At 63.1% G+C, this 13,180-nt stretch carries 12 protein-coding genes; 11 read left to right on the top strand and 1 reads right to left on the bottom strand.

The window, feature by feature from the left end:
* Positions 1-5: 5 nt before the first annotated feature.
* The 10 genes from AC0KW6_RS09890 (at position 6) to AC0KW6_RS09845 (ending at position 11,879) form a co-directional block, all read left to right on the top strand.
* A complete protein-coding gene (locus AC0KW6_RS09890) occupies positions 6-461 on the top strand; it encodes a GAF domain-containing protein (protein WP_323775477.1) in 456 nt (151 codons plus the stop codon).
* Positions 462-661: 200 nt separating this feature from the next.
* A complete protein-coding gene (locus tag AC0KW6_RS09885; RefSeq protein ID WP_474034820.1) occupies positions 662-1,231 on the top strand; it encodes a helix-turn-helix domain-containing protein in 570 nt (189 codons plus the stop codon).
* 10 nt (positions 1,232-1,241) lie between these two features.
* Complete coding sequence (locus AC0KW6_RS09880; RefSeq protein ID WP_323775475.1) at positions 1,242-1,613, top strand: GFA family protein; 372 nt, start codon at positions 1,242-1,244, stop codon at positions 1,611-1,613.
* 15 nt (positions 1,614-1,628) lie between these two features.
* Complete coding sequence (locus AC0KW6_RS09875) at positions 1,629-4,076, top strand: GcvT family protein (protein ID WP_323775474.1); 2,448 nt, start codon at positions 1,629-1,631, stop codon at positions 4,074-4,076.
* A 122-nt stretch (positions 4,077-4,198) separates the two neighbouring features.
* Positions 4,199-5,095 (top strand): homocysteine S-methyltransferase family protein, encoded by an 897-nt coding sequence (locus tag AC0KW6_RS09870; protein WP_474034819.1) that lies wholly within the window; start codon positions 4,199-4,201, stop codon positions 5,093-5,095.
* A 23-nt stretch (positions 5,096-5,118) separates the two neighbouring features.
* Complete coding sequence (locus AC0KW6_RS09865; RefSeq protein WP_474034818.1) at positions 5,119-6,138, top strand: GlxA family transcriptional regulator; 1,020 nt, start codon at positions 5,119-5,121, stop codon at positions 6,136-6,138.
* A gap of 83 nt (positions 6,139-6,221) precedes the next feature.
* Complete coding sequence (locus tag AC0KW6_RS09860; RefSeq protein WP_474034817.1) at positions 6,222-8,672, top strand: GcvT family protein; 2,451 nt, start codon at positions 6,222-6,224, stop codon at positions 8,670-8,672.
* A gap of 292 nt (positions 8,673-8,964) precedes the next feature.
* A complete protein-coding gene (gene dnaN / locus AC0KW6_RS09855; protein ID WP_474034855.1) occupies positions 8,965-10,086 on the top strand; it encodes a DNA polymerase III subunit beta in 1,122 nt (373 codons plus the stop codon).
* Positions 10,087-10,164: 78 nt separating this feature from the next.
* Positions 10,165-11,262: a DNA replication/repair protein RecF gene (recF, locus tag AC0KW6_RS09850; RefSeq protein ID WP_474034816.1), complete on the top strand. Its 1,098-nt coding sequence runs from the start codon at positions 10,165-10,167 to the stop codon at positions 11,260-11,262.
* Positions 11,259-11,879, top strand: coding sequence for a LysE family translocator (locus AC0KW6_RS09845; protein WP_323775468.1), 621 nt, complete (start codon positions 11,259-11,261; stop codon positions 11,877-11,879). Before recF ends, AC0KW6_RS09845 begins: the two co-directional genes overlap by 4 nt.
* Here AC0KW6_RS09845 and AC0KW6_RS09840 read toward each other — a convergent pair.
* The gene (locus tag AC0KW6_RS09840) at positions 11,876-12,469 is read right to left on the bottom strand and encodes a TetR/AcrR family transcriptional regulator (RefSeq protein WP_323775467.1); all 594 of its coding nucleotides are present in this window, start codon (positions 12,467-12,469) and stop codon (positions 11,876-11,878) included. The two genes, AC0KW6_RS09845 and AC0KW6_RS09840, sit on opposite strands and share 4 nt — an antisense overlap.
* A 108-nt stretch (positions 12,470-12,577) precedes the next feature.
* Between AC0KW6_RS09840 and AC0KW6_RS09835 the strand changes: the two genes are divergently transcribed.
* Positions 12,578-13,171, top strand: coding sequence for an NAD(P)H-dependent oxidoreductase (locus tag AC0KW6_RS09835; protein WP_323775466.1), 594 nt, complete (start codon positions 12,578-12,580; stop codon positions 13,169-13,171).
* Positions 13,172-13,180: the final 9 nt, after the last annotated feature.

Raw genomic sequence — 13,180 nt, 5'->3', positions numbered from 1 at the left:
AGGACATGCGGGCCGACTATGAAACCCTGGCCAAGACAATCGCGTCGCTGACCGAAGGCGAGACGGATGAGGTCGCTCTGATGGCCACTGTCACCTGCGAAGTGCATCATGCCGACGACCGGTTCGACTGGACCGGCTTCTACCGCGCTGTTGCTCCGGAGTTGCTGAAGATAGGCCCGTATCAGGGCGGCCACGGCTGCCTGCAGATCCCGTTTTCCCGTGGTGTCTGCGGTGCCGCGGCGCGCACCGGCGAGGTGCAGCTGGTGGCGGATGTGGAGGCGTTCCCCGGCCATATCGCCTGTGCCTCCTCAACCCGTTCGGAACTGGTGCTGCCGGTCTGGAACGGGCAGGGGGAGTTGATCGGGGTGTTCGACATCGACAGCGACCAGCCGGACGCTTTCACGGCGGAAGATGCGGATCACCTGGCCGCAATCCTGCAGCAGGTGTTCCGCCGCATCTGATTCGCGCATTCAGGGGCTTTGCCCCTCGGCCTGCGGTCTCACCCCAGAGTGTTTTTGACCAGAAAGAAGCAGCCCGGCGCCTGATGGCGCTGGGTTTTTCCTTGCCGGTTACAGGCGGCGTGAAAAAATGCTTGGAAATTTCACGATTCCGGGGCATCGTGAAAAACGAGAGGAAATTTTCACGGACGGGGAGAAGGCTGGTGAACGATCAGGCGCTGGCAGCGGCCACACTGGGGGCGGACATCAGGGCATTGCGCAAGGCGCGCGGGCTGACGCTGGCGGATCTCGCGGCGGTGCTGAACCGGTCTGTCGGCTGGCTGAGCCAGGTTGAGCGGGACAAGTCGGACCCCTCGATTTCCGATCTGCGCGAGCTGGCGCAGGCGCTGGGCGTGCCGATGTCGATGCTGTTCGCCCATTCCGAGGCGCCGGCCGAGGAGCATGGCTATGTGGTGCGGGCCGGCAGCCGCCGCCCGATGGGCTCGGGCGAGGAAGGGTTGATCGAAGAGCTGCTGTCGCCCGACCTGACCGACGATTTCGAGATGGTGCATTCCACCTTCCGCGCGCACTCAAAGATGCAGAAACCGGCGCACCGGCCGACGCAGGAGGTCGGCTATGTGATCTCGGGCAAGCTGGATCTGCTGATCGGCGGCCGCGCCTTTACCGTTGGTCCTGGCGACAGTTTCCGGATCAAGCATGAACCCTATCAGTGGTCGAACCCCTATGACGAGCCTGCCGTGGCGGTCTGGGTGATCGCGCCGCCGGTGTATTAGGAGAAGTTCAATGATCAAGGGATCCTGCCTCTGCGGCGACATCCGCTTTGAAACAGTGGCCCGGCCGCAAGGCGCCTCGATGTGCCATTGCAGCCAGTGCCGCAAGCAATCCGGCGGCATCTGGTCCTCGGCTTATGTCAAGGATGACGAATTGACTATCACCGGCCCTGTCAGCTGGTTTGCGTCCAGCCCGCTGGCCAAACGCGGCAGCTGCCCGCGCTGCGGCTCCTTCCTGTTCTGGAAGGCGCATGACGAGGACACCACCAGCTTTGCGCTTGGCGCAGTCGACGGCGCCACGGGGATGAAGATCGAAAAGCACATCTTCACCGCCAGTAAAGGCGATTTTTACGAGATTGCGGACGGCGTGCCGCAAAAGGACTGAGACTAGGGAGCGACAATGTCTGATTTTCCAACCAAGGCCCGCGTGGTCATCATCGGCGGCGGCGTCATCGGCGCCTCGTCGCTTTATCATCTGGCCAAGAAAGGCTGGACCGATTGCGTGCTCTTGGAAAAGAACGAGCTGACCGCCGGTTCGACCTGGCACGCGGCCGGCAATGTGCCGACCTTCTCGACCTCCTGGGCGATCATGAACATGCAGCGCTATTCGACCGAGCTGTATGCGCGACTTGGCGAAGAGGTCGACTATCCGATGAACTACCACCAGACCGGCTCGATCCGGCTGGCGCATACCAAGGAGCGGATCCAGGAGTTCGAGCGCGCCTGTTCAATGGGCCGCTACCAGGGCATCGGGATGGAGATGTGGACTCCGGAACAGGCCAAGGCGAACTACCCGTTCCTGGAAACCCACGACCTGGAAGGCGTTCTGTGGGACCCGTCGGACGGCGACATCGACCCGGCGCAGCTGACCCAGGCGCTGGCCAAGGGCGCGCGCGACATGGGACAGAAGATCATTCGCTTTTGCCCGGCCACCGGTGTGACCCAAAAGGAAGACAAGACCTGGGTCGTGCACACCGAAAAGGGTGACATCGAGTGTGATTACGTGGTCAACGCGGCTGGGTATTATGCCCAGCGTGTCGGGGAATGGTTCAAACCCTTTGGCGGCCGCACCGTACCGATGATGGTGATGTCCCATCAGTATCTGCTGACCGAGCAGATCGATGAGGTGGAAGCCTGGAGCAAGGAACACGGCAAAAAACTGCCGCTGATCCGCGACGTGGACGTGTCCTATTATCTGCGTCAGGAAAAGAACGGCTACAATCTCGGCCCTTACGAGCCGAACTGCAAAGGCCACTGGATGACCGACGACGACCGGATGCCGGACGATTTCTCGTTCCAGCTGTGGTCGGACGATCTGGACCGGATCGAGGACATCGTGACCGATGCGATGGAGCGGGTGCCGCTGATGGCTGCCTCGGGCGTCTCCAGCGTGATCAACGGGCCGATCCCCTATGCCCCCGACGGTCTGCCGCTGATTGGCCCTATGCCGGGTGTCGACAATGCGTTCGAGGCCTGTGTGTTCACCTTCGGCATCGCTCAGGGCGGCGGCGCGGGCAAGGTGCTGGCGGAATGGATCGTCGATGGTCAGACCGAGTGGGACATGTGGGCGGTCGATCCGCGCCGCTACACCGACTACACCGACCAGGATTACTGCGACAAGAAAGGCATGGAGGTCTACGGCAACGAATACGCCATGCACTTCCCGCACCACGAATGGCCGGCCGCGCGCGGCAAGAAGGTCAGCCAGGTCCATGACAAGATCAAGGAGCTGGGCGGCCAGATGGGGGCCTATAACGGCTGGGAACGCGCCAACTGGTTTGCCAAACCCGGTGACGACACCTCTGAAGAGGCTACCCATACCTGGGGCCGCTCCGGCCCGTGGCAGCAGCGGATCAAGGAAGAATGCGAGGCGGTCCGCGACAGCGTCGGCGTGCTGGATCTGCCGGGTTTCTCCCGCTTCAACCTGGAGGGTGAAGGCGCCGCGGAATTCCTGCGCGGCCTGGTCACCGGCGGCCTGCCGAAAGCGGGCCGGATGAACCTGGTCTACATTGCGGACGAGCGCGGCCGCATCCTGACCGAGATGTCCTGCATCCGCCATGGCGAAGACCACTTCACCATGATCACCGCAGGTTCGGCCCAGTGGCACGACTTCGAGATCCTGCGCAAGGCACTGCCCGCAGGCCTGACCCTGACTGATCGCACCACCGATTTTGCGACCATGATTGTCACCGGTCCGAAATCGCGTGAGCTGTTTGCGGGCCTCTCTGACGCCGACTTGTCCCTGGGCTGGCTGACCCACCAGGAAGCCACCGTCGCTGGCAAGCCCGCCTTCTTGGCGCGGGTTTCCTATGCCGGCGAACTGGGCTGGGAAGTCCACTGTGCCAACGAGCATCAGGCAGAGATCTATGCGGCCCTGATCGAAGGCGGCGCCAAACCGTTTGGCATGTATGCGCTGAACTCTCTGCGCATTGAAAAAGGCTACCGCAGCTGGAAGGGCGATCTGTCCACCGATTTCTCCCTGCTCGAAGGCGGGCTGGAGCGGTTTATCAAACTGGACAAGCCGCAGGGCTTCCCGGGCAAGGCCGCTATTCAAAGGGAAAAGCAGCAAGGTCCGAAAAAGACCTTTGTGACCCTGATCGTCGAGGCTGGCGATGCGGATGCACCCTATATGTCCTGCATCTGGAAAGATGGCGGGATCGTGGGCGAGACCACCTCGGGCGACTGGGGCTACCGGGTCAACGCCTCGATTGCGCTGGGCATGGTGCGCAGCGACCTTGCGGTGCCGGGCACCGAGCTGGAGGTCGAAATTTACGGCCAGAAATGCCGTGCGGTGGTCCAGAAAGACGAACCGCTGTGGGATCCGGTCAACGAGCGCCTGCGTGCCTGATAACGGCCATGAGTCCGGGCTGTAGCGGTCCGGGTTGACGCCGCAAAGAAAGACAGCCTGCGCCGCCGGATCGTTTCATGTATCCTGGCGGCGCAGGCGCTCCACGGAAAGGACAGTCCGGTATGGCTGAGATCACGCTTCTTGACGGCTCGATCGGGCAGGAGGTTGTCAAACGGTCCGGCGACCGGGCAACCCCCCTATGGTCCACCGCAGTGATGCTTGACAGGCCCGAAGTGGTCGGCGGCATCCATGCCGATTACTTCGCCGCAGGCGCCACGATTGCCACCACAAACACCTATGCGGTTCTGCGCGACCGGCTGCAGCGCGCCGGGCTGGAAGGCCGCTTCGAAGAACTACTGGAAACGGCAGCTGTTCAAGCGGCCGCCGCACGGAACACCCATGGCTCCGGCCGCGTCGCTGCAGCGCTTGGCCCGCTGATCGCCTCTTACCGCCCGGACATCTGTCCGCCGCAGGACGAAGCGAAACACACTTACGCCGAGCTGGTCTCGCTGCTGGAGCCTTCAGCCGACCTCTTCCTGATCGAGACGGTCTCCTCAATAGAGCATGCCAAAGGCGCGCTGATGGGCTGTTTGGACACGGATAAGCCGGTCTGGCTGGCCGCCTCCGTCAAGGACGAGGATGGCACCCTGCTGCGTTCCGGAGAGCCGCTTTCAGCGCTTGCCCAGATAATCGAGGAGTTCCAGCCCGATGCGGTTCTGCTCAACTGTTCCCGGCCCGAGGTCATCGGCGAAGGACTGAATATCGTGAGAGGATTCGGTAAGCCGTTTGGGGCCTTCGCAAACGGGTTCACCCGGATATCCGAGGGTTTCCTGCAGGACGCCGCCACCGTGGATGCGCTGGAGCAACGCCAGGATCTGGGGCCGGCGGCCTATGCGGATTTTGCGATGGCCTGGGTTGCCCAGGGCGCCGCAATCGTGGGCGGCTGCTGCGAAGTCGGCCCGCATCATATTTCCGAACTGGCCCGCCGGCTGCGCGCGGCCGGGCACCGGATCGTCTGACATCGTCTGGCAGGGGGATCTGCATGGCTACTCCGGAAAAACTCAAACCCGCCGCCCCGGCCCCGGCCCGGGTCTGGAATATAGACATCATCGTCACCGAAGGATTTGTGCTGATCGAGATGTCGGCGCTTCTCGAAGTGCTGCGCATTGCCAACCGGGTGCTGGCACAGCCGCCGTTCAAGTGGACGGTGCGCTCGCTGCAGGGCGGCCGGGTTGGCTGCCGGGCAGGCCTCAGCCTGGATACCGAACCCTTTGCGGCAAAACCGGACGCGGATTTCGCCTTCTTCCTGGGCAACTCGGATCCGGATCATCCGGGCCTCAGCTTGGGGCGGGTGATCTCCAGCTACACCTGCCGCGGCATCAAGGTCTATCTGCTGGCCGAGGCCGCCGCCCGCTATATCCGCGACCAGGGCGGGACGGCCGGACGGCTGACCACCCATTGGGAAAACTCCGCCCTGCTGCGCGAGCGCATGGGGCTGAACGATTCCAGCCATGCGCTAGCCAGCGAGGACGGGCTGGTGGTGACCTGCGCTGGCATGGGCTCCACAATCGACATCGCACTGGCTCTGGTCGGGCGGCTCACCTCTGCCGCGGTGCAGATGACCGTGGGCAACATCATGCTGCACGAACAGGTGCGCGATTTCTCCTCACTGCAGCCCTTTGCCGGCGCCAAACCGACGATCACCGGCGACAGCGACCTGGACCATTGCATCCGCATCATGCAGGACAATATCGAGGAACCGGCGCCGATCAGCGAAATCGTGGATGAACTCGGCATCTCGACCCGCTCCCTTGAACGCAAGTTCAAGACCTTCCTGGGCACCACCCCCAACGGTTTCTACCGTGAAATGCGGCTCTCCAAAGCCAATAACCTGCTGCTCAACACCACGATGAGCGTCCGCGAAATCGGCCTCGCCTGCGGATTCCCGAACGGGTTCTCTTCCCTTTACAAAAGCTTCTTCGGCATCACGCCTTTCACCTTGCGCAAACGCCGCCGGCTGGGACAGGACGGTTCGGAGAATATCCTCAAGACCGGAGAATAGCCGGGGAAGCCTGGCGTTTTTGATACATTTTCCGCCGCCTGCTCATGGTAATCAGATGCAAACACTGACTGTGGAGCGATGAGATGAGCGATCTTCCCAACAAGGCCCGCGTGGTCATTATCGGCGGCGGCGTGATCGGCTGCTCGGTGGCCTATCACCTGACCAAGCTCGGCTGGAAGGATGTTGTGCTGCTGGAGCGCAAGCAGCTGACCTCCGGCACCACCTGGCACGCCGCCGGCCTGATCGCCCAGCTGCGCGCCACTGCCAACATGACCAAGCTGGCAAAGTACAGCCAGGAGCTGTACGGCGCGCTGGAAGAGGAAACCGGCGTTGCCACCGGCTTCAAGCGCTGCGGCTCGATCACCGTTGCCCTGACCGAAGAACGCAAGGAAGAGATCTTTCGCCAGGCTGCCATGGCGCGGGCATTCGGCGTCGAGGTAGAGGAAATCTCGCCTGAGGAAGTAAAAGCCCGCTACGAACACCTGAATGTCGGCGACGTGACCGCTGGCGTGTGGTTGCCCAAGGACGGGCAGGGCGACCCGGCCAACATCGCCCTGGCCCTGGCCAAGGGCGCCCGCCAGCGCGGCGCGCTGGTCAAGGAACGCATCAAGGTCACCGGCATCTCCAAGGACGGCCGCCGCGTCACCGGGGTGGATTGGATCAGCGACGACGGCCAGTTCCAGGGCCATATCGAGGCCGACATGGTGGTGAACTGCGCCGGCATGTGGGGACACGAGGTTGGCCGCATGGCAGGCGTCAACGTGCCGCTGCACGCCTGCGAGCATTTCTATATCGTGACCGAAGGCATCGCGGGCCTCACCCAGATGCCGGTGCTGCGAGTGCCGGACGAATGCGCCTACTACAAGGAAGACGCCGGAAAGATCCTGCTGGGCGCCTTTGAACCGAACGCCAAGCCCTGGGCGATGAACGGCATCCCCGACACATTCGAATTCGACCAGCTGCCCGAGGATTTCGACCACTTCGAGCCCATTCTCGAGGCCGCCTGCAACCGGATGCCGATGCTGGCCGAGGCCGGTATCCATACCTTCTTCAACGGGCCTGAATCCTTCACTCCCGACGACGCCTACCACCTGGGCCTGGCACCGGAGATGGACAACTTCTGGGTTGCTGCGGGCTTCAACTCGATCGGCATCCAGTCGGCCGGCGGCGCTGGCATGGCTCTGGCGCAGTGGATGGAAGACGGCCAGAAACCGTTTGATCTGGGCGATGTGGACATCTCCCGCATGCACCCGTTCCAGGGCAACAAACACTACCTGTTCGAACGTTCGAAAGAGACCCTGGGCCTCTTGTACGCCGACCATTTTCCCTATCGCCAAAAGGCCACCGCCCGCGGCGTGCGCCGCAGCCCCTTCCACCACCATTTGCTGCAGCAGGGCGCGGTAATGGGTGAAATCGGCGGCTGGGAACGCGCCAACTGGTTTGCGGGCGAAGGCCAGGAACGCGAATACCAGTACAGCTGGAAGCGGCAGAACTGGTTCGAAAACTCGGCTGCCGAACACAAGGCGTTGCGCGAAAACGCCGGCATGTACGACATGTCCTCCTTTGGCAAGATCCGCGTCGAAGGCCCGGATGCCGAAGCCTTCCTGAACTACATCTGCGGCGCCAATGTCTCGGTGCCTGCGGGCAAGATCGTTTACACCCAGTTCCTCAACCCGCGCGGCGGCATCGAGGCTGACGTCACCGTCACCCGCCTGTCGGAGACCGTCTATCTGGTGGTCACCCCGGCAGTGACCCGTCTGGCCGATCAGACCTGGATGATGCGGCACAAGGGCGATTTCAACGTCGTGCTCACCGATGTGACAGCGGGCGAGGGCGTGCTGGCAGTAATGGGGCCGAACGCCCGCAAACTGCTGCAGAAAGTGTCGCCCAACGATTTCTCCAACGAGGTGAACCCTTTTGGCACCGCGCAGGAGATCGAGCTGGGCATGGGTCTCGCCCGTGTGCACCGGGTGACCTATGTCGGCGAACTCGGCTGGGAGATTTATATCCCGGCGGAAATGTCCGGCCATGCGTTCGAAACCCTGTGGGAAGCCGGCCAGGACATGGGGCTGAAACTCTGCGGCATGCACATGATGGACAGCTGCCGGATCGAAAAGGGCTTCCGCCACTTCGGCCATGACATCACCTGCGAGGACAATGTCATCGACGCAGGCCTCGGCTTTGCGGTTGCCACCGGCAAGGACGATTTCATCGGCAAGGCGGCGGTGCTGGCACGCAAGGAAACCGGTCCCAAGAACCGCATGGTTCAGTTCAAGCTGACTGACGCCGAGCCGCTGTTGTTCCACAACGAACCGATCCTGCGGGACGGCGAATACGTGGGCTACCTCAGCTCCGGAAACTACGGCCACACGCTGGGCGCTGCCATCGGCATGGGCTATGTGCCCTGCGAAGGCGAAAGCGCAGCAGATGTTCTGGGTTCATCTTACGAGATCGACGTCTGCGGTGTGAAGGTCAAAGCCGAAGCCTCCTTGAAGCCGATGTATGATCCGAAATCGGAGCGGGTGAAGGCCTAAGCACCTCTCCAGTGTTTTGCCCGCCCCCTATCACGCCCCGGCCGCAACGCCGGGGCGTTTTCCGGTACTGTCCCCGCGGGGATACGACCAGATTATCCAACCTTGTCCCCGCAGGGACAGCGACGGGTTCTGCGGCAACGTTTTCCACGGTTTGGCCCTAATGCCGCCTGCCGCCTCTTGACCCCGCCGGGAAACCCTTGGAGAAATCCATAAAAGCCTTGTGCGGCAGGGGTAAACCGGTAGGTTGCTTGTCCCGGCCACTGACACGGGCATGACGAAGAGGATTTGGGACATGAAGATCAGCATCGAACGCGGCACGCTTCTCAAGGCTGTGGCTCAGGCACAGTCTGTGGTTGAGCGCCGCAATACCATTCCAATCCTGGCGAATGTGCTGATCGAAGCCGAGAGCGACAGCGTCCAGTTCCGCGCAACCGACCTGGATATCGAAGTGGTCGACAAGGCGCCCGCCCAGGTGGAGCGCGCCGGTGCCACCACCGTGGCCGCCACCACCCTGCACGAGATTGTCCGCAAGCTGCCCGACGGTGCGCTTGTCACCTTGAGTGCGGACGCCGCAACCGGCCGTCTGACGGTGGAGGCGGGCCGGTCGAACTTCTCGCTGGCGACCCTGCCGCGGGAGGATTTCCCGGTGATGGCCTCGTCGGAATACCACTCGAATTTCGCCGCCAAGGCCGCGGTGCTGCGCCGTCTGTTCGACAAGTCGAAATTTGCGATCTCAACCGAGGAGACCCGGTACTATCTGAACGGTGTCTATTTGCATGTCTCCACCGCGACGGAAGGCGGCAAGGCGCTGCGGGCCGTGGCCACCGACGGTCACCGTCTGGCCCGGATTGACGCCGAACTGCCGCTGGGCGCCGAGGACATGCCGGGCGTGATCGTGCCGCGCAAGACCGTGGGCGAGCTGCGCAAGCTCCTGGACGACGATGACATGGACATCGCCGTGTCGGTTTCGGAAACCAAGGTGCGCTTTGCCACCCCGAACATCACCCTGACCTCCAAGGTGATCGACGGCACCTTCCCCGACTACACCCGGGTGATCCCGGCCGGTAACACCCGCCGTCTGGAAGTGGACGCCGCCGAGTTTGCCCAGGCGGTGGACCGGGTCGCAACTGTGTCCTCGGAACGCTCCCGCGCGGTGAAGCTGCAGCTGGAAGAAGACCGCCTGATCCTGTCGGTGAATGCCCCGGACAGCGGTGCCGCGGAAGAAGAGCTGGCGGTGGCTTACAATGATGAGCGGCTGGAGATTGGATTTAATGCCAAGTACTTGCTGGAGATCGCCAACCAGGTGGACCGGGAGAATGCCGTGTTCATGTTCAATTCCTCAGGCGATCCGACGCTAATGCGCGAAGGCAATGACGAAAGCGCTGTCTACGTCGTGATGCCGATGCGGGTCTGACGCGGCTGACGGTGCTGACTGCCCTGCCGGGCGGCGGGACGCGAGTATTTTTGGAAAGATGAAACGGGAGCGCGCCGCGTGCTGGCCCTGACAGCCCTGACCTTGTCCCATTTCCGCTCGCATTTGCGGGCGGAACTGCGTTTGGACGGGCGTCCCGTGGCCATTCACGGGGACAACGGCGCGGGCAAGACCAATATCCTGGAAGCGGTGTCTCTGTTTTCGCCCGGCCGCGGGTTGCGCCGGGCCAGCGCGGCGGAGATGGCGCGCCAGCCGGAGGCGCTTGGGTGGAAGCTGAAGGGGGAATTGCGGGCGCCCTCGCAGGCCTATGAGGTGGAAACCTGGTCCGAGGGTGGCAATGCCCGGCAGGTGAAGATCGACAATAAATCCGCCAGCCAGATTGCGCTGGGGCAGGTGGCCCGGGTGGTCTGGCTGATCCCGGCGATGGACCGGCTGTGGATTGAAGCAGCCGAAGGGCGGCGGCGCTTTCTCGACCGGATTGCGCTGAGTTTCGAGCCGTCTCATGCCGAGGTCTCGCTGGCCTATGAAAAGGCGATGCGCGAGCGCAACCGGCTGCTGAAGGAGCAGGTGCGCGACGCCGCCTGGTACCGGGTGCTGGAAGACCGGATGGCCGCCGCCGGGCACCGGATCCATGTGGCACGGGTGCAGGCAGTGGATTTGCTGCAGCTGGCGCAGGCGGAGGCGGAAACGGCCTTTCCAGCGGCGGAGCTGGAGTTGCTGCAGTCCGAAGGCAGCATGCCGTCGTCTGAGGCGGATTTCAAAGAAGCCCTGGAGGAAAGCCGGTTCCGCGATCTCGCGGCGGGCCGGACCCTTGTCGGGCCGCACAGAACCGATCTGATCGGCACCTACCAGGCAAAAGGCATCCCGGCCAAAGAGTGCTCCACCGGCGAGCAGAAGGCGCTGCTGGTGTCGCTGATCCTGGCCAACGCGCGGGCGCTGGCGCAGCGGGAAGGCGCGCCGCCGATCCTGCTGCTGGATGAGGTCGCCGCGCATCTGGATGCCGCCCGCCGCGCCGCGCTCTATGACGAGATCTGCACGCTCGGCACCCAGGCCTGGATGACCGGAACCGGGCCGGAGCTGTTTGCCGAATTGGACGGGCGGGCGCAGGTGCTGGAGGTGTCCGACAGCGGCGGCACCTCGGAGGTTTTGCAGAAATGACCGTTTCTCCCTGGGATCTGACCCTCTATGCGGGGGCGCTGCTGATCTTGTTCCTGACTCCCGGCCCGGTGTGGCTGGCGCTGATGGCACGTTCGGTGTCGGGCGGGTTCCAGGCGGCCTGGCCATTGGCGGCGGGGGTGGCTTGCGGCGACATCCTGTGGCCGCTGATCGCCGTGGCCGGCATGTCCTGGGTGGTGTCGGAATTCACCGGCATCATGACCGCGCTGCGCTGGCTGGCCTGCCTTATGTTCCTCGGCATGGGTTATTTGCTGATCCGCCATGCCGGCGAGGCGGTTGAAGAAAACCGGGCACTCACCCGCCCTGGCATTTGGGCGGGGTTCATGGCCGGCATAGCGGCGATCCTGGGCAATCCCAAAGCCATTCTGTTCTACATGGGCGTTCTGCCCGGTTTTTTTGACCTGACGTCCACGTCCTGGACGGATGTTGCCGCGATCGTGACGTTGTCTTTCGTGGTTCCGCTGGCGGGCAATCTTGCATTGGCGGGCATGGTGCACCGGGTGCGGCGTGCGGTGACCTCGACGCGGATCCGGCGGCGCATCAACCTGGTCTCCGGCGGCCTGCTGATCGCGGTGGGGCTTTTGATTCCGGTATTCTAGGCAGGCGGCTGCAGCCAGGCCTTCAGGTAAGGCTCCAGCGTCCGGGCAGGCGGTGCCTCGTTGTTATGCTCCATGCAGAACCAGACGCCCAGCACATGGTTCAGGAAGGCCTGAATGCCTTCTGCCAATAGCTGCGGCGGCGGGCTTTGGCGAATGCTGCCGGCGGCCTGCATGTACTGCAGCCAGCGGGCCAGCAGCGCGACCTGCCGGGTGAAGCTTGCGGTAACCACCTCATCCGGTTCCGCCGCTGTGGTGCCTGAGTAGCGCAGCAGAAGATCGAAAATGACCCGGTCTTGCGCGACATAGTCTAGATGCGGTGCGAGGCGGGCGGTCAGGCCGGGAATATCCGAAGGGGCCCCGGCGGATTCCATCCCGTCGAGCAGCCGCGTCACCTCCTCCCCGATCAGGACTGCCAGCAGCCCGTCCTTGTCCTTGAAATGGGAAAACAGGGTGCCCTTGGCGACGCCGGCCCGGGCAACCACATCTTCGACCCGCAAACCGCTGTAGCCCTGCTCCTGCACGATGGCTGCCGCCACACTTAGCAGTTTTGCCCGGGTTTCCAGCCGCCGCTTCTGGGGTGCGCGTGTCATGTCTGAGCCTCACGGGTTCGTTATTGACCGCGGTCACTTTTATAATTGACCGCGGTCAATTTTGATTCAATAAAGTGACCAAGGTCAACTTAATGCGTGGAGCCCGAAATGTCTGCCCGGAAAATCCTGATCCTGAACGGCCACCCCGGCCAAGCATCCCTGTCGAAATCGCTGTGCGCCGCCTATCAAGCCGCCGCAGAGGAAAACGGCCATAAAATACGCAGCCATGACATCTCGCAGATGCAGTTCGACATGGATTATGGCCAAAGCGGGTATAAGGATCCCAAGCCGCTGGAACCGGATCTGGCAGCCTTTCTGGAGGATCTGGAGTGGGCAGAGCATGTGGTCATGGCCGCGCCCCTGTGGTGGGGTGCGATTCCTGCCAAGCTGAAGGCAGTCTTTGACCGCGCATTGCTGCCCGGGCGGGCCTTTGACACCCGCAACGCCAATTTCATGGGCCTGCCAGCGCCGATGCTGACAGGAAAGACGGCCCGGGTTCTGCTGACGTCGGACACCCCGGCGCTGCTGCTGCGGCTGTTCTACGGTAACGCAGTGAAGACATTCATCAGCCGCCAGATCCTCGGCTTTGTGGGCATTAAACCCACCCGCTTCACCACTTTTGCCCCTGCAACAGACGCGCCGGAAACCAAGGTGAAATCCTGGCTTGCGGCGGCTGGCGGGCTGGGGGCCAAGGCGGCCTGATTCTGCCCA

The sequence above is a fragment of the Leisingera sp. SA215 genome (assembly GCF_055902035.1).
This window is presented reverse-complemented; position numbering and strand designations above follow the sequence as displayed.